Raw genomic sequence first — 15,410 nt, 5'->3', positions numbered from 1 at the left:
CTAGAGTACCAGGCATCCAGGAGAGGCTCATGACCAAAAGGGCTTTCGACAAGATTGCAGCCGGTTTGAAGGACGCTGCTGCCTTTGCGAATGGTACGGCGGACCGTTCCCGTTATCGCGTCCATGTGCCCGCAGATGTCGACGTGAAGGCGATCCGGCGCAAGCTCAACATGGCTCAGGAGCACTTTGCCGGCACCTTCGGCTTCCCGCTATCGACCGTGCGCGATTGGGAGCAGGGACGAGCGCGTCCGGAGATGACCGCGCGCGCCTATCTGCTCGTGATTTCCCGAAACCCCGAAACGGTGAAAGAAGCCCTGCAAGACGCGATCGAGGCGGCCAGATCCTGGACGGAGAGGCAGGTGAGGGGCGGTGGTTTGGGGAGGTTGGTTGTTTGACGTGTACTGTTCTTTGTCTTTGACGCGCAGCGCCGGCACCCCTCACCCGGCTGCTGCGCAGCCGACCTCTCCCACAAGTGGGAGGCGAGGCAGCGGCAGCGCCGTCCTTTTTCGCGGACTCCAGAAACTACGGGCAGCCCGTATTCTCGCCTTGACGGAACTACGGGCTGCCCGTATCGTTACTGGCATGCACACGGTCATCCAGACCCCCACCTTCTTGGCGGATGCTAAGGCGGCCGGTTTAGATGACGGTGAGATTGCCGGGATTGCGGCGATCATAGGAGCCAATCCGCTGGCAGGGGATATCATCCCCGGCACGGGTGGAGCCCGCAAGGTTCGGATTGGAGGAAAAGGCAGGGGCAAGTCAGGCGGCTACCGAGTCATCACCTATTACGCTGCCAAAGACGTGCCCGTGTTCCTCCTCGCCCTCGTCGACAAGGGACAGCGGGCCGACATCAGCCAGGCCGACCGCAACGCCCTGCGGCAGATCCTTGGTACGCTTGCGGATGATTACCGCAAGGGAGTTCGCGCGAAGGTACGGCGCATGCGGCCATGATCGCCTTCCAAACGGGAGCCCTACCACACGGAGAAGAGACACATGACGACACTAGGCAAGCGCCTGTTGCAGGCAGCGAAGGAAGCGCAGGCCATCGCACGTGGCGAAGCAGATCCCGCAACCTACCGGGTGCACGTTCCTTCGGACATCGACGTGAAAGCGATCCGCAAGAGCGTTGGCATGACACAACAGTGCTTCGCCAGAACGTTCGGCTTTCCGCTGGCCACCCTTCGCGACTGGGAGCAAGGCCGCGGCCGGCCCGACACGTCTGCGCGCGCCTATCTGCTCGTGATTTCCCGGAACCCCGAAGCGGTGAAAGAAGCCCTGCAGGACGAGTTCGAGGCGGCCTGATCCTGGACGGAGAGGCAGGTGAAGGGGCAGAGGCTTGGGAAGATTGGTTGTTTGACGTGTGCTGTTCTTTGGCTTTGACGCGCAGCGCTGACACCCCTCACCCGCCCCTTTGGGGCGACCTCTCCCTCCGGGGGTAGGGTCATCGCATGTAAGTCAAGAGCTCGATCAGGAAAACATCGTCCCATCCGGCGCGCTGTCGTTTCATGGTGAGCGACTTCTGGGCCGGATGGGCGCGCAGAAGATTGAGTGCAATCTTGCGCAAGAGCGCGAGATTGACCGGCGCATGGTCTTTGCGGGTCCGGCAGGCCTCCTCGTGAAAGACCACATCGAGCTCCCAATGCACGTTGTTCTCGATCCGCCAATGGTTGCGCACGGTCGCGAGAAGCTCGTGCGGGTGCATCACGCGCGAGAGCACGAAGAGACGGCCCTGCATGATCTCGGGCCCGTCGCCGACCTTGCGCCAGCTCTCGATGCGCCCGAGCGCGGCAAGGTCCCGGAACCGATGCCGCTCGGCCAGCTCCGGGGCCGGGATCACCCAGGCGACGCGGTGCTCGCGCCGGCCATGGCCCTGCTCGCCGGCTTCCGCAAACGGGGGACCGTCGCCGGCCCGGGCGAACAAGGCCGCCGCGTCGCGCGCCAGGCGCGAGCGGTTGCCCTTCAGGGTCAGGACGTAATCAGCGTCGCGCGCCCGCAGGGCGGCGGCCATCCGGCGGGTGCAGTGCAGGGCATCGGCCGTGACGGTGGCGCCCGCGAGTGCGATCAGACGCAGGAGCGCAAGCGTGCCCTCGACCTCGCTGCAGTGGGGCGCGCGGGTCTGGGCGAGTACCATCCGGGTCTCGTGCAGATAGGCCGAGACGACGATCGGGCTCATAGGAGCGCAGCCCGTGTCGTAGGCGCCGCGCAGGCGCGCTTGCCGTCGAGCGCGATCGGGCCGGTGCCGGGCTGGCCGAGGGCCGCCCCGAGCGCGGCGACGAAGCAGGTCAGGGCGGCCTCGAGGGGCTGCGGGTCGAGATGGCGCAGCACCCGCGAGAAGGTGTCGTGGGCGGGAATGCCGTGCCGCAGCGTCAGGAACCGGCGCAAGAGCGCCTCCTTGGCGCGCCCGTATTCGGCAAAGCCGACACAGCTGTTGGCGCCCGACAGGCTGGCCGCGACCATGATGAACAGGATCTCGGTCAGGTCATGTTGGGCATTGAGGTCGCGCGGATCGGGAATTGCGGCGAAGATCACACGAAAGTTCTGCATCCCGACCTCCTCCTCTTCCGAAGAGGCGATCTGAATCCAGTCCAGAGCCTACGCCAACGGCACCTTTACTCACATGCAATCACCCTGCCCTCCAGGGGAGAGGTGAAGCTCCGCCTCTCCCTTGAGGGGAGAGGTCGACGCTCGGAGGGCGGCGGGTGAGGGTGGCTGCGCCGGCGTCGACGCCTGTTCCGATGCCGCCCTTCAACTCTCGCATCGGTATGGAGTGCTGGCTCCCGGATCATTTCCCCGGATCGTCCTTCGCCCAGCCGAGATGCGGTGGCGCGGACTTGACGAGGCCTTTGGTTTTCAGCACCCCGAGGCGGTCCCACATCTGCGCCGTTGCAGACTCCACCGGGATTCCTTCGATCGAGACGGCCGTGGTGATGACGATGCCGCCCGCTCTCTGACACTCGATGGTGTAGTTCTTTTCCTGATTATAGTCGGCATCCTCCAGCGCCAGTCTCTCGGGTGCGCCGGACTTGAAGCTGATCAGATGACCGGCCTGCACGGCCACATCGTCCTCTTTCGAATTCTTTCGCCGCGATCCGTGGCGGGCCTTCCAATTCTTCGCTTCCAGATCAACCAGAAACGACAGGGGATGAGCTTCCCCTCGTGCAATGATCTTCGCGAGAGCCCATTCCATGAAGAGCCGCTGCGCATCTGTCCGCTTGCGACTTGCCATTGCAATCCCCGTGATACGAATACGAGGAGCATTCTATCACGGCGGTATTCACCTCAAGTGAGGGTTGCCTCACAGGTCCGGCAGCGGCCGGGGCTCGTGTTCGCGTCCGACCTCTCCCACAAGGGGAGAGGGGAGGCTTCACCTCACTCTTGATGGGGTCGCCCCGAAGGGGCGGGTGAGGGTGGCAGCGCCAGTCTCTCAACCCAAAGCGCCCCACACGCCACGAAGCGCACCCCCCACTCGTAGCCCTTGCGCCATACGATCTCCGCGCGGTGGTTGCGGCTCTTCAGGGGCAGGGCGAGCTCGAACACCGAGGGCTGCACACCGCGCTGGAGCGCAGCCACGACGTCAACTGGCAGCCACGACGTCAACTGCAAGATGCTGTGGGACGTCGTCGACCTGAAGACCAAGCTGGAGCTGGTCGAGTCAGCGCTGTGTGGTGAACCAGAGTTACGATCTGACGCTCATGCGGTGAGAGGCCAGTAGCGGCGCGGGTTTCAGCCTCGCGCCGTTCTGTTGGGGCGCGGATAGGGCGCAACGCATCACGCCGCCTCGAGCGTGATCCTGGTATGCAGCCCGGCACGCGAGGCCATGTTCACCAGCATGTCGATGCTGAAGCGGTCGATCTTGCCGCGCAGCAGATCGGACACGCGCGGCTGGGTGACGCCCATCACCTTCGCGGCCTCGCCCTGTGTCAGCTTGCGCTCGGCCAGATGCTGGCGCAGCTCGGTCATAAGCTGGGACCGGACCCTCATGTTCTCTGCCTCTTCGGGCGTGTCTGTCAGGGCATCCCGGACGCTGGCGAAGGTCTGCTCAGTCATACGCGGCCTCCCTGCGGTGGCGAGTGACATCTCCGCGCCCCTCGAGAATCCCGGCAATCGAGATATCCTCGTCGAGCTCCGGCCAGTGGATGCCGCGGCGCCCGATTCGGAATACTTGGCGCTGCGCCTGGGTAGCCTTCAGCAGGCGAGGGAACCACGCCAGCGGCACGGTGACAGTGCGCCCGTCCGACAGCTCGACACACATGTTGTAGGCGTCGAAGGACACGTTATTCGCCGAAATGCTCACGCCACGCCCTCCCGATGATCTTGCGATGCTTCTGCGCCAGCTCAAGGATCTCGGCCTGCGCCTTGCTGTTCAGGCCGTCTGTGTAATCAAATCGCATGGGTGACATCCATAGCTTGGCTTCACCATCTCCGTGCTCGACATGAACGTGAACCGGCTCGCGCGGGTTTCCTTCGTTCGAATGAACCACCGCCCTCAAGCCGCTTGCGCGGCTCTGACCACGGTTTCGGGCCTCTTGGCCGCGGCCAGTTCCTGACCGATGTTCCACAGCACCCACGCCGAGGCCTGATCGCGTGTAATCACCCGACCGTCCGGCAAGGCGTGCGTGCGCTCGCTCAAGCCCTTCTTCCGGACCATGCCGAAGATCGGGCAGGTCTGGCTCGGTTTGTGCTGGCGCGGATCGATGAGCATGATCTGCGATCCAGCTTCTTCCGCTTTGATGCGCAGGTTTGAAAGAAAACTCCCGGGAGCCGTATCGAGGATCGCCCGGTTCAGGCCCGCCTTCTGGCGGACATTCGTGCCCGGCTTCACAGCATCCCCTCGGGCGGAGGCCGTCATATTCTGGATCGCCAGATCTTCGGTCACGATCAGCGCGTGCTCGCGCACGAGCCGCGCCGTGACCTGATGGGTGCGATTCTTGCGCCGGTTGGCGAGGCGACGCGCGCGCCGGGCGAGGAGCCTCCGGGCCCTGGCGGTCCGCTTTGAGCGCTTGCCCCGCAAGGCACGGGACAACGCCCGCTGCTCCTCGCGCAGGGCATCCTGCTCGGCCGCGAGGAAGCGGTCGTTCTCGACCTCCTCGAACGCGAACGGTCCATGGCACAGCGTGGCATAGGTCTCGACGCCCCAATCGAGCCCGCCGATTCGATCGCCCGTGCGCTCGCGGTGCGGCTCGCAGGCCACGACGAGCGAGAGAAACCAGCCGTCGGCCGTGCGCTGAAGGTCTGCGCAGACGACCTCACCCGGCGTGCGCGCTTCGCCCCGCGCCCGCATCGCGCTGATGCCCGAGAGGTGGAGGGTGCCGTGCCGCCAGCCCTGGCCGGGGGTGAACCGAAAGCCGTCGCCATGCGACTTGAACCCGAAGCCCGGGAAGCGGTCGCGGCTCTTGAAGCGCGGGAAGCCCGGCGTCTGCCCGGCCTTCACGCGCCGGAAGAAATTCTGAAACGCGCGGTCGAGCCGCTTGAGGGTAACCTGGGCGGACTGCGCATTGATGGCGAGATAGGCCGGATCCTCGGCTCTGATCTGCGTCAGGCTCCTGCACTGGTCGGCAAAGGAGATCGACTGGCCTGCCTTGCGGTATGCCTCGATGCGCTCCTCCAACGCTGCGTTGTACAAAGCCCGGTGCAAGTCGCACACGCGCTCCAGCATCGCCGCCTGCCGGGACGACGGATAGAGCTTGTAAGTGACGCGGCGGTGGACAAGCGGCATGTGCTCAAGATGGGCTTGGTTGTATGGACAAGCAAGTCAGCGTCTCCAAGCTGTATCACTGCGTTTACGCGCTTCACTACCACTTGGTTATCGTCACGAAGTACCGCCAACGTTGTCTGACGGCTGCGATGCTGGCGAGACTGCGGGAGATCGCTCAGGCGCGGTGCGAGGGCTGGGGTGGCGAACTCCTGCAGATGAACGGAGAGCCCGACCACATTCACCTGCTCGTATCGCTGTCGCCCGACCTCGCATTGAGCGGCTTCGTGAACAACCTCAAGACCACCACGTCTCGCCTGATCCGCAAGGAGTTCGCGGCGGAGATCAACAAGGTCTATCGTAAGCCCGTCCTGTGAAGCCGATCCTATTGCGTGATCACCTGTGGCGGCGCTCCGCTCTCGATCATCCGGTAATACATTGAGAACCAGAACAGCCCTGATGAAGCGCTTCGCGCGGGCGGCCTTCACCACCCGCCAACCGCTGCGCGGTCTGGCGGGTGCACTGGCCGCAAGTTCGAGTAGAAGAAGAAACGGTAGCCGGCCTCGACAAATACCGTCGGCATGGTCCCTCAATCGCTTCCATGCCAGATATACAAATGTTGGCATAAGGATCAAGCCGCGGCTTGGGTTCCGTGAGAAGACCGTGAAGGCGCTCGTCCAGAAGGGCGGCGCGGGTGTCGCGCAGTTCGGCGCGCATCTCGTCGAGCAAGTCCTGGTGCCAGGATTCGCCTTGCGGTACCGCGCCATCGATGTCCCGCGCGATGTTCGTGAGCACATCCTCGATGCCGTTATAGGCATTGGCGACGGCCGAGGCGACGACGGTGGTGCGCCCCCATTCCGAAACCATCTCGGGCGCCAGGGAATCGTAACGCCTCAGGAAATCATCCACAGACTACCGATCTCCCGCTGCACCCGCTCCAGCTTCGGCCCAAGCTTCGCGAAGGCGGGATGGCTCGACGAGATCATGCTCGAACTCCTGGAGGCGGGCCGGCGTCAGGTCACACGCGAAGATGAGATCGTAGGGGATGCCGGATCCCCGGAAGGCCGCCGCGGCTAGCTGCTCCACGCGAATGCGGGCCTTCGTGTCGATGGCTCGGCGCACGAGAAGATCGACGTCCGAGTGGAGCGCGAAGCGATCGGTCGCGAGCGAGCCGATGATGCAGATCTCGAACGGCTCATTGCGAACAGCATCGAGAAAGCGGAGCACACGAGCCCGCGCCGTGCGGACCCGGTCCGATGTCCGTTCCGCCGTCAAACGTTCCAGCCGGCTTGTCGACGCTCGTTCCAATGCTGCCCTTCGGTGCTTCCCCAACGAGATAGGGGCAACATCTGGAAGCACAACACGACTCATGCGTTCAACAGGAAACGCGCAGCGCTGGCACCCCTCACCCGGACGCTTCACGTCCGACCTCTCCCACAAGGGGAGAGGCGAAGCTTCACCTCTCCCTCGAGGGGAGAGGTCGACGCCCGAAGGGCGGCGGGTGAGGGTGGCTGCGCGACGCCTCAAAAAAGGAGTGGCGGCGCCAATCTCTCGAGCAGAAGCGCCCCTCACGCCACGAAGCGCACCCCGCACTCGTAGCCCTTGCGCCATACGATCTCCGCGCGGTGGTTGCGGCTCTTCAGGGGCAGGGCGAGCTCGAAGACCGAGGGCAGGGCGTCGTCGCCCGTAATCACCAGCCGCGCGCCTTTTTCGGTGATGTCGCGGATCACGCAATCCATCGTGGAGTAGCGGTTGTTGAACTCGATGCGGCCGCGCAGCAGGGCGCGGCGGCGGGGCAGGCTGCGCTTCTCGAGCACCCGCGCGGGGTTCGCCTCCGGCGGAGCCTTCCGGCCCATGATCTCGACGGTCGATTGCTCGGTGGCCGCGGCGGTGCGCGCGAGCTGCTTGAAGATCGCGACGACGTCGGCCGGGCTGTAGGGCTTCGTCACGAAGACCGAGGCCGCGGCGCGGGCCGTGGAGGTGGCCGCGAAGCTCGAGGTGTAAACCACCGGCCGCAGCGGATAGCTGAGATGGAACTCGGACCCGACGATCCAGCCATCGACGCAGCCCGGCAGGTTGATGTCCGTAAACAGCCAGTCCACCGCGGCGCCGGCGCGGCGCAGGATGCTGAGCGCTTCCTCGCCCGTGGAGGCGACGAGCGCCGCGAACCCCTCCCGGGCCAGATAATTGGCCAGGATCTCCTGCGTGACCGGCTCGTCTTCGACGATCAGAACGGTAATCGGCTTGTCCATGTGTATCCCCATGGCGGCAAGGAACACGAGGTCGGTTAACGAAGTGGTCAGCGGATTGTCGACAGAGGCCTTCCGGCGCGGGACTGCCCGGACACGCCGGCACAATTCGACAATATGGCTAACGCGCGGCCCGCGACACGATCTGCGGCGGGCCCGGGCCTGCAGAACAGGTCAGCGCTCAGCGGCGCCCATTGTCGAAGATCGCCTCCAGGATATTGGAGTAATCGTCCGTCCAAGGCCGACGTGTCATGTCCGGCTGAATGAGCCTCGCGTCAGGATCCTTCGTGAGCCTGCCGAGATGAACAGAATCTCTCGCCATGACGACGATGTGGGACGACGTCTTGTAGTTCTTTCGGAATTCCTTTCCGACGCTGTCGCGAAGCGAATATGCGACCAATCCGTCCTCGGCCGCGATCCGTGCCAGGATGTGCGTGAGATCGAGGTGGCGGTTCGAGATATGGAATACGACGATTCCGGCCTCGTCCAGTTTCGAGAAGTACAGGCGCATGGCCTCGCGGGTTGCGAGATGCACCGGGATCGAGTCGGACGAGAAGGCGTCGATGATGGTGAGATCCTGCCCTGCACTGTGGTTTTCCAACGTCAGGCGCGCGTCACCGAGGACGATCGGCACCGATGGTGCGCATTCCGAGAGGAAGCGGAAGCGGTTCGGATCGCGCGCGAGGCGAACGACCAGGGGGTCGATCTCGAAGAACGTCCAGCCCTCGCCGGGTTGGACGTGACAAGCGAGACTCCCCGAGCCAAGGCCGACGGCCGAGACGGCATCGAGCACGCCGCCCCGCACCTCCCGCACGGCCGCGATGGCACGGCCGATCGCACCATCGAACGCATAATAGGTGATGGGTTCCGGTCGGCCGGTCGCAGGAGTCCCGTCGTCGTTGGTCAGCCGCATGGCGCCATGCAGAGTTGTCCCATGGAACAGCAAGCGGAATCGACCATCCTGGGAGGTCTCGATACTATGAACACCGAAGAAGGACCTGAAGCGCTCAGCGCCCAGATTTTTCCCCGGCTGCAAAATTAGGGCTGCGGCGAGTGTAACGGCTGCAACTGCCATTCGGGATGGCTTTCGCCACTCCGCCGCCAGCACAACCGCGGGCACTACTAGAGCTATGAGGTAGGGCCATTTTGCGTAGGGCGGTTCTACAATACTTGAGAGTGCAAATCCGATAACAACTGCAGTCGCACATATTGCAAGAGGAATGACAGCCTCCTGCAACCAGCTCCGCAACCGATAACCAGCGATGCCGGGGCGGCAGAGTAGCGCTGCCATGATGAGGATCGGGTATTCGAGAACGCTGGAGAAGATCTGTGGCGCAATGAGCCCACAAAAGATGCCACCCAGCGCTCCACCGAGAGATATGAAAAGGTAGAATTCTGTAAGATGCGTAGAATCCGGGCGACGCGCATAGAGAGCCACGTGGCACATCAGGCTCGCGGTAAAAATCAACAGGAGAGGCACTAAGAGCCCAACCGTGAACTCGGTTCCGGCAATGGAGGGAAACGCCAAGCCCGTTGCATAGGCATGCAAGCGCCAGCCGAGGCTCTCGCGAATTATCGGAATTCGTCGAAATGCAAGGACGAAGGTGAGCAGATACAGCGCCAATGGAACGACCCACAGGAGCGGCGCGGCTGCGACATCCGTGGAGATGTGCGCTGTGACCGCTACCAAAAGCGCCGATGGGACAAACGAAATGCCGGCCCAGGCCAGCCGATCTCCCCATGAAATGCGGGAGGTTGGAGCGCCAGCGATCCTTTCGGCTCCGCTCACGGTCGCGCGTGAACGCATGGCAAGGATGCCGCAGGCGCCGATCAATCCGGCCAAGGCAACGAAACCAACCGTCCAGGAGAGGCTTTGTGCCTTGAGGGGCAGCGCGGGTTCGATGATGGCCGGATAGGCCAGCAGCGCGCCGAATGACCCGATGTTGGAGGCCGCATAGAGGAAATAGGGATCTTTGGCCTGCACGTGTCCCGTGCTGGAGAACCAGGCCTGCAGCAAGGGGCCATTGCCGGCGACGGCCAGGAACGGCGCACCGACCGAGATGGCAAACAGGATTAGTAGCCATGAGGCGGATGGTTCTGCCGGTGGTTTTCCCCATGCCTCCGACACTGCGATCGGCATCGTAAGGAAGGCCGCGGCCATCAAAGTGAGATGGACGAGGACTGCCTGCCGAGGACTCAATTTCCGGGTGAGCCAATGAGCATAGGCATATCCGAGCAGGAGAAGTGATTGGAAAAACACCATTGCGACGGACCAGACCGACGGAGACCCACCAAGAATCGGAAGGACCATCTTGGTGAACATCGGCTGGACGCCGAAAAGAAGAAACGCGGACGTAAAGATCGCCAGCGAAAAGAGAATGATGGTCGCGGTATGGGAAGAAGCGCTGCTCTTCCGGGCGATGGATGCACTTGCCGACATTCTGCCGCTCCTCGGGTGCAGCAAGATACCAAGGAGGGTTGGAAGGACCAGTTAATGGTTTACATGAATATGTCGCCAGTATGCGGCACAGTGTCTAATTCTGGTTAACAAGTCTCGCGCTGCAGAGCTCCGGAATACGGTACTTGGCGAACTATCCCGGAGTCCCGAAAGCCTTGGCGGAGAACGGTAGCCGTACGGCCACCCCCAATCACCCTGTGCTGTCAAACGTCTAAGAATCCGGAACAGAACTGCTGCCTCGACCGTTGATGCCCGACGCCGGTCTCCGGCGTCGCGTACGTGGAGGTCCATATGGAAGACAGAAATGCGTCGGCCGACAACGACCGGCGCGAATTCCTGAAGAACTGCGGGCGTTTCGCTGTCGTAACTCCACCGGCAGTGACGATGCTCCTCTCGACCTCGCTCACCACCGACGCCATCGCGCGCTCGGGCGGGGGCGGCGGTCGCCCGAGGGGCAACAACGGCGTCGGCAACGGCGTCGATCCGCAGCCTCCCGGAAACCCGCCCGTCAATGACGGGCCAGGGACCAAGCCGGGTAGCCCGGGACGCCGGGGTGGTGGCTAACCGCTAAGACGTGACGGGCGCAGGCGGGGAGGGCGCCAGCGCTCAACCCGCCTGCACCTTGCCTCTTCCTCGGCCGGTGAGGGTGTGGCGCCCCGTCTGCAAGCTGTGCACAGGTCTCGCGTTCGACGGGCAGCCGCGGCGCTGACACCCCTCACCCAGATGCTTCGCGTCCGACCTCTCCCACAAGGGGAGAGGCGAGGTTTCACCTCTCCCTCGAGGGGAGAGGTCGACGGCCGCAGGGTGGCGGGTGAGGGTGGCTACGCCGACCTCGCAGAAAACCCCACCTCAAAACTCCTCTGGACCTTAACCATTCCCTCACCATAATCTCATCTGCCAAGGGCATCCTGCCCAAGAACTCCGGGGGCGTGGAGGCGCCGTTGAGACCTGCTCTCATCTTCGTGGCGATACTGTCGGCCGGCCTCGGCCTGGCTTTTCCCGCCGCTGCGCAGGAGAGCGGCAGCCCCGGCGCTCAGCCCGAGATCACCGGTTCAACGCCCTCGAACAAGCTCGAGACGCAGCCGCTCGCCGGCAAACCGCTGAAAGAAGTGACGGTCGGAGGCGAGCCGTCGGCGAAATGCCGTGTCTCGGTTTTCCATGTGGGACGCTCGCCCCACCAACCGGTGCGGGAGTTCGTGTGCGCCGAGGCTCCGAAGCCGAGCGTGACGCCGATCAAGAAGCGCCCGAGCCCGATGCCGCCGCTCCGCAAGGGCCGGCCCATTTACGCCAGCCTCTGACGGCAGGCGCAGATCACTCGCAATCTCGAACCCTGGACCCTCGAAAGCAACCGACGGGTCGTTCTCGAGGCGATCGAGATTTTCGGCATCGAGCGTTGTATGTTTGCCAGTAATTTTCCAGTGGCAATGTTGCGCGCTTCGTTCGCAACCATCGTCGAGGGCATTCGCGAAATCGTGGCTGGGTTTTCGCCCGAGGACCAGCAGAAGCTGTTCAGCCGCAACGCCGCCCGCTTTTACAGAATAGATGTCCCAGGGTAGCCCGCGCAAACTTGCGGCTTGCTTCCTATATCAACTGCAAATTCCGTGATGTCAGGCCGCAACTCTCTTGAGTCCAGTTCCACGCGGCGGAATGCGCCGATGATATCGCCCTTACACGCGCATGATCTTGGAAAGCCTAAACGTCAGGCAGCGCGTCGTCGCCCGTGATCACCAGCCGCGCGCCTTTTCGGTGATGTCGCGGACCACACAATCCATGCTGGAGTAGCGGTTGTTGAATTCGATGCGGCCGCTCATCAGAACCAGTGGCGCCACGACCACTCGCAGGCAATCCCATCACCGTCAGGATCGAGATGTGAGCCATAGCCGGGCTGGCCCCGGAGTAGCGGAGCGGCCCCGGCCGCCCGCGCGGCGGCGCAATCGCGGAACGAGCCGCCCCTTGGCCAAACCGAGGACGGGGGAGAAGCGGAGATGTCCTGCAGCAACCCTCTGACTGCCGTGAGCGAGCGGGGCGGCCAGCTCGGCAATGGCTCGAGGGGCGGGAGCGCCCAAACCGCCGCCCCGCCCGTCGCCATCACGAGCGCCAGCAATCCAGCCTGCCAGAGCCGCCTTTGCAACCTGTAGCGACGATAGCTCCGGGTGAGCGACTCAACCAAGTGCTCGGGATCTTCGAGATCAGCGATGCCCCGAAGGTGCGACTTACCCGAATCCATAACGCTAACCCCCGGCAAGCACGATGGCTCCGCTTGGAGAAGCTGTCACCCTAGCCGTCTGGCGATCCCGCTCGCGCGAAGGAGTATCGAGACCTACCGCGCGACTGTGCCTGGGCGGTGATGCTCGGGCGCCACGAAGGCTGGAAACCGCCGCCGGAGGATGGTGACTGGCAAAGTGGCTAGGCCGGAAGGCTAGGTGCCGAGCGATACCAGGTCCCCGAGCGGCTCATGAATCAAACGCCGATTGTCAAACTCGGGTGGCCTGTGCTTTTTTACGTTATAATAAAGACTGACTAGGGCGGTGATGAATCGGATTGGATGGTCGAGGCCGATAGGGCCGGTGATAGCTGTCGCGGCGGCGATGGTGGCCGTGGATGCCGCCTTCGACGAGCCCGCGCCCGCCCATTGGGCCGTCGCCGCCGAGGTCACCTATGCGGTCCATGCGCTGCTCTACTGGAGGCACCGGGATGCTTAAGCGGTTTCGGCGGAACGAGGATGGCGCCGCTCTCGTTGAGGCGACACTTGTTATGCCCATTCTCGTCATCCTGATGCTCGGTGGGATCGAGTTGGGCCTCGGGATCTCGGCTCACCATCAAATCGATAAGTCCGTCCGCGACGCGGCCCGCTATTTCGCGCGCCTTCCGGCTGATTATCTGACCGCCAATCTGACCAATGCTTGGGTAACCGCGCGCATCAAGGGGGACGATAAGCCTACCCCCTGCGACATGCTCGGGACGTTCGACCCCAAGAAGAGCAGCGGCAAAGCCTGCCCTTGGGATACGGCAGACGGACGGAAGGGCATCTTTGCGGGCCTGTCGCCTACCGTTACCGCCACCGTGGACACGGCACGACTCGCAGATGGGTTCGTGAGAATCCAAGCTTCTATTACCTACAAGCCCCTGATCGCCTCTAAAATCCTCACCGATGGATTCACCTTCAACGTGCGGCACGAGCAGCCGTTGATCGGCGGGTAATCAAGTCGGGTTGCATTCGGCGTTTCGCACTTACTTGGATTGCCGCTCATCAGAGACCGAACTGATCTCGGTCCCTGCTTGCCCGTCACAGTCGTCCCTGGATCTCACGAAACTCGCGGAATTGCGCGCGTTGGGGAAGTCGAGCCGGTAGTTCCAATTTGCCCAGCCATTTGCCCCGGAGGGTTTTGCTGCCGGCCGGCCTACGGCCGTTCGGGATTCGTTCCATGGCCGTTTGGCCAGCGGAATTACAAGAGGGAGTCGTTTATCCTCCGAGCCAGCGCATAAAGTGGCTGGGGGGCCGCGCCATGTATGATACCGCTCGAACTGTAGGCACTGCCGCGTGTCGGCTTCTGGAGCCGATTTTCGTCTGCCGAACTTTCGACGAGGTCCATATACTCGGGATTGTCGTCCTGACCGTTGGCGCCGCTACCGCTGGGATCTTGGTTTTCAGGCAATTCCATCGAGCCTGAGAATTTCGGCGGTTCGGAGCTCTTCAAATGACTTCGCAGAGCAGCGCCCACGCCGGCTCCGTGTCGGGCCGTCAAGCCTGCCGATCTCGAATGAGCTCTGAAGGATTCTTGCCTGCGGAAAAGCGTGACGGGAAGGGCAGCGCGAGATAAGATCGGTGCGCGAGGCGGATACTGGGGCGGCGCTGTTGCCTTGCAACATCTCTGAGGAGGATCCTCATGAGCAGCCGCATTGTCCTGGCCGGAGCATTCGCATTGGCAGCCATGCTCCCGGGCACCTCCAACGCTCAGTCCGATACGGAAGTCCGCTATCCCGACGGCTTGATCATTAGCCCTCTCCCGGTCGTTCCCAGCATGTCACCCAGTGGCAATATCATTGGCGCCACAGGATCCATCGTGCCGCGTGTCATCGAGGCACCGCCCCCAGCCATGATGGTTGTGCCGCCTGATAATGTCGCCGCTGCTGCCCGGCGGGGCTGTGAAACACAGAGCTACGATGTCGGCCCCGGCAAGCGGGTCCAAGTGCATCGGTGCTACTGACCTGATCAAGGCGCTCTGCTTTCGAGCCGAGCGCTCCATGCAGCCACATCACGCCACGAAGCGCACGCCGCACTCGTAGCCCTTGCGCCACACGATCTCCGCCCGGTGATTGCGGCTCTTCAGGGGCAGCGCGAGCTCGAACACCGACGGCAGCGCGTCGTCTCCCGTGATCACCAGCCGCGCGCCTTTCTCGGTGATGTCACGGATGACGCAATCCATGGTGGAACCGAGGCCATTGCGCGCTCGGGCAATGGCGGGCAAGGGCACGCGCGGCCCGAAGGGCAATAACGGCGTCGGGAACGGCTATGATCCGCAGCCTCCCGGAAACCCGCGCGTCAATGACGGGCCAGGGACTGGGCCGGGCAACCCGGGCAACCCGGGCGGCTAACCCGTAGAGAAAGCAGGCAGGGGAGGGCGACGTGCCTCGCCCCGCCTGTACTTCACCTTTCCCGGCCAGTCCGGGTGTGGCGCCGCGTTTGTAAGCCGTGTACAAGTCACGCGTCCAACAAGCAGCCGCAGCGGTTCCCCCCTCACCCGGCTGCTGCGCAGCCGACCTCTCCCTCCGGGGGAGAGGTGAAGCAACGGCGCCCACACATTGCTTCGCCCAAGAGAGAGGCGAAGACGCGGCGGTGCGCACCTCACCTCTCCCTCGATTGGAGAGGTCGACACTCGAAGGGCGGCGGGTGAGGGCGGCGCCAGCCTCTCAGAAGAAGAATTCGCACTATCCTCAACAGGATAGCGCAGTGGTTCACCCCTCACCCGCGCGCTGTCGCGCGCGACCTCTCCCACAAGGGGCGAGGTGA

24 protein-coding genes are annotated in these 15,410 nt (G+C 63.5%); 11 read left to right on the top strand and 13 right to left on the bottom strand.

Annotation, left to right across the window (positions count from 1 at the left end; translation table 11 throughout):
* Positions 1-29: 29 nt before the first annotated feature.
* The 3 genes from BN1233_RS11110 (at position 30) to BN1233_RS11100 (ending at position 1,302) form a co-directional block, all read left to right on the top strand.
* A complete protein-coding gene (locus BN1233_RS11110) occupies positions 30-395 on the top strand; it encodes a helix-turn-helix domain-containing protein (RefSeq protein ID WP_046863592.1) in 366 nt (121 codons plus the stop codon).
* A gap of 187 nt (positions 396-582) precedes the next feature.
* A complete protein-coding gene (locus BN1233_RS11105) occupies positions 583-951 on the top strand; it encodes a type II toxin-antitoxin system RelE/ParE family toxin (protein WP_046863591.1) in 369 nt (122 codons plus the stop codon).
* A gap of 42 nt (positions 952-993) precedes the next feature.
* A complete protein-coding gene (locus BN1233_RS11100; protein ID WP_046863590.1) occupies positions 994-1,302 on the top strand; it encodes a helix-turn-helix domain-containing protein in 309 nt (102 codons plus the stop codon).
* 139 nt (positions 1,303-1,441) lie between these two features.
* Here the strand turns inward: BN1233_RS11100 and BN1233_RS11095 are convergent, their stop codons facing one another.
* From BN1233_RS11095 to BN1233_RS11065, 7 genes are all read right to left on the bottom strand, one after another.
* Positions 1,442-2,173: an ISAs1 family transposase gene (locus BN1233_RS11095; RefSeq protein ID WP_048707756.1), complete on the bottom strand. Its 732-nt coding sequence runs from the start codon at positions 2,171-2,173 to the stop codon at positions 1,442-1,444.
* Entirely contained in the window at positions 2,170-2,544 is a 375-nt protein-coding gene (locus tag BN1233_RS50520) for an ISAs1 family transposase (protein WP_082145376.1), read from the bottom strand. Before BN1233_RS50520 ends, BN1233_RS11095 begins: the two co-directional genes overlap by 4 nt.
* 238 nt (positions 2,545-2,782) lie before the next feature.
* A complete protein-coding gene (locus BN1233_RS11090) occupies positions 2,783-3,226 on the bottom strand; it encodes a polymorphic toxin type 5 domain-containing protein (protein WP_046863589.1) in 444 nt (147 codons plus the stop codon).
* Positions 3,227-3,768: 542 nt separating this feature from the next.
* Positions 3,769-4,047 carry a helix-turn-helix domain-containing protein gene (locus BN1233_RS11080; protein ID WP_046863587.1) on the bottom strand — a complete coding sequence of 93 codons (279 nt, stop codon included), beginning with the start codon at positions 4,045-4,047 and terminating at the stop codon, positions 3,769-3,771.
* Entirely contained in the window at positions 4,040-4,294 is a 255-nt protein-coding gene (locus BN1233_RS11075; protein ID WP_046863586.1) for a DUF2442 domain-containing protein, read from the bottom strand. Before BN1233_RS11075 ends, BN1233_RS11080 begins: the two co-directional genes overlap by 8 nt.
* Positions 4,275-4,481: a DUF4160 domain-containing protein gene (locus tag BN1233_RS11070; protein WP_052763755.1), complete on the bottom strand. Its 207-nt coding sequence runs from the start codon at positions 4,479-4,481 to the stop codon at positions 4,275-4,277. The genes BN1233_RS11075 and BN1233_RS11070 overlap by 20 nt, the downstream gene beginning before the upstream one ends.
* Before the next feature lie 5 nt (positions 4,482-4,486).
* Positions 4,487-5,716 carry an RNA-guided endonuclease InsQ/TnpB family protein gene (locus BN1233_RS11065; protein ID WP_046863584.1) on the bottom strand — a complete coding sequence of 410 codons (1,230 nt, stop codon included), beginning with the start codon at positions 5,714-5,716 and terminating at the stop codon, positions 4,487-4,489.
* 23 nt (positions 5,717-5,739) lie between these two features.
* Between BN1233_RS11065 and tnpA the strand changes: the two genes are divergently transcribed.
* Positions 5,740-6,069, top strand: a complete 330-nt coding sequence (gene tnpA, locus BN1233_RS11060; RefSeq protein WP_210168214.1) for an IS200/IS605 family transposase — start codon at positions 5,740-5,742, stop codon at positions 6,067-6,069.
* Positions 6,070-6,115: 46 nt separating this feature from the next.
* On the opposite strand, the gene BN1233_RS42765 is transcribed toward tnpA, so the two are convergent.
* The 4 genes from BN1233_RS42765 to BN1233_RS11040 all read right to left on the bottom strand — a co-directional run bounded on the left by BN1233_RS42765 (position 6,116) and on the right by BN1233_RS11040 (position 10,381).
* Positions 6,116-6,601, bottom strand: coding sequence for a ribonuclease toxin HepT-like protein (locus tag BN1233_RS42765; RefSeq protein WP_052763754.1), 486 nt, complete (start codon positions 6,599-6,601; stop codon positions 6,116-6,118).
* A gap of 3 nt (positions 6,602-6,604) precedes the next feature.
* Positions 6,605-6,967, bottom strand: a complete 363-nt coding sequence (locus BN1233_RS11050; RefSeq protein ID WP_052763753.1) for a hypothetical protein — start codon at positions 6,965-6,967, stop codon at positions 6,605-6,607.
* A gap of 293 nt (positions 6,968-7,260) precedes the next feature.
* Positions 7,261-7,944, bottom strand: coding sequence for a response regulator (locus tag BN1233_RS42760; RefSeq protein ID WP_048707752.1), 684 nt, complete (start codon positions 7,942-7,944; stop codon positions 7,261-7,263).
* Between the two features lie 178 nt (positions 7,945-8,122).
* The gene (locus BN1233_RS11040) at positions 8,123-10,381 is read right to left on the bottom strand and encodes a spermidine synthase (protein WP_046863583.1); all 2,259 of its coding nucleotides are present in this window, start codon (positions 10,379-10,381) and stop codon (positions 8,123-8,125) included.
* A gap of 309 nt (positions 10,382-10,690) precedes the next feature.
* Between BN1233_RS11040 and BN1233_RS11035 the strand changes: the two genes are divergently transcribed.
* The 3 genes from BN1233_RS11035 (at position 10,691) to BN1233_RS44610 (ending at position 11,955) form a co-directional block, all read left to right on the top strand.
* A complete protein-coding gene (locus BN1233_RS11035) occupies positions 10,691-10,963 on the top strand; it encodes a hypothetical protein (RefSeq protein WP_046863582.1) in 273 nt (90 codons plus the stop codon).
* Between the two features lie 377 nt (positions 10,964-11,340).
* Positions 11,341-11,697 (top strand): hypothetical protein, encoded by a 357-nt coding sequence (locus tag BN1233_RS11030; protein WP_046863581.1) that lies wholly within the window; start codon positions 11,341-11,343, stop codon positions 11,695-11,697.
* 12 nt (positions 11,698-11,709) lie between these two features.
* Positions 11,710-11,955 carry an amidohydrolase family protein gene (locus BN1233_RS44610; RefSeq protein ID WP_082145370.1) on the top strand — a complete coding sequence of 82 codons (246 nt, stop codon included), beginning with the start codon at positions 11,710-11,712 and terminating at the stop codon, positions 11,953-11,955.
* A 254-nt stretch (positions 11,956-12,209) separates the two neighbouring features.
* Here the strand turns inward: BN1233_RS44610 and BN1233_RS45910 are convergent, their stop codons facing one another.
* On the bottom strand, positions 12,210-12,488 hold the full coding sequence (locus BN1233_RS45910; protein WP_197094528.1) for an excalibur calcium-binding domain-containing protein: 279 nt from the start codon (positions 12,486-12,488) through the stop codon (positions 12,210-12,212).
* 478 nt (positions 12,489-12,966) lie between these two features.
* On the opposite strand from BN1233_RS45910, the gene BN1233_RS50515 reads away from it, so the two are divergent.
* The 3 genes from BN1233_RS50515 to BN1233_RS11010 all read left to right on the top strand — a co-directional run bounded on the left by BN1233_RS50515 (position 12,967) and on the right by BN1233_RS11010 (position 14,607).
* Entirely contained in the window at positions 12,967-13,101 is a 135-nt protein-coding gene (locus tag BN1233_RS50515; protein ID WP_280139388.1) for a hypothetical protein, read from the top strand.
* Entirely contained in the window at positions 13,094-13,600 is a 507-nt protein-coding gene (locus BN1233_RS11020; protein ID WP_046863580.1) for a TadE/TadG family type IV pilus assembly protein, read from the top strand. The genes BN1233_RS50515 and BN1233_RS11020 overlap by 8 nt, the downstream gene beginning before the upstream one ends.
* A 686-nt stretch (positions 13,601-14,286) precedes the next feature.
* Entirely contained in the window at positions 14,287-14,607 is a 321-nt protein-coding gene (locus tag BN1233_RS11010) for a hypothetical protein (RefSeq protein WP_046863578.1), read from the top strand.
* Between the two features lie 48 nt (positions 14,608-14,655).
* On the opposite strand, the gene BN1233_RS11005 is transcribed toward BN1233_RS11010, so the two are convergent.
* Positions 14,656-14,826 carry a PilZ domain-containing protein gene (locus BN1233_RS11005; RefSeq protein WP_244470672.1) on the bottom strand — a complete coding sequence of 57 codons (171 nt, stop codon included), beginning with the start codon at positions 14,824-14,826 and terminating at the stop codon, positions 14,656-14,658.
* Here BN1233_RS11005 and BN1233_RS48295 point away from each other — a divergent pair.
* Positions 14,825-14,995, top strand: coding sequence for a hypothetical protein (locus BN1233_RS48295; RefSeq protein ID WP_187144286.1), 171 nt, complete (start codon positions 14,825-14,827; stop codon positions 14,993-14,995). The two genes, BN1233_RS11005 and BN1233_RS48295, sit on opposite strands and share 2 nt — an antisense overlap.
* The last annotated feature ends 415 nt before the right edge of the window (positions 14,996-15,410 follow it).

The sequence above is a fragment of the Microvirga massiliensis genome (genome assembly GCF_001006805.1).
Classification (GTDB): Bacteria; Pseudomonadota; Alphaproteobacteria; order Rhizobiales; family Beijerinckiaceae; genus Microvirga; species Microvirga massiliensis.
The sequence above is the reverse complement of the archived record's forward strand: the minus strand, read 5'-3'. Positions and strand labels throughout refer to the sequence as shown.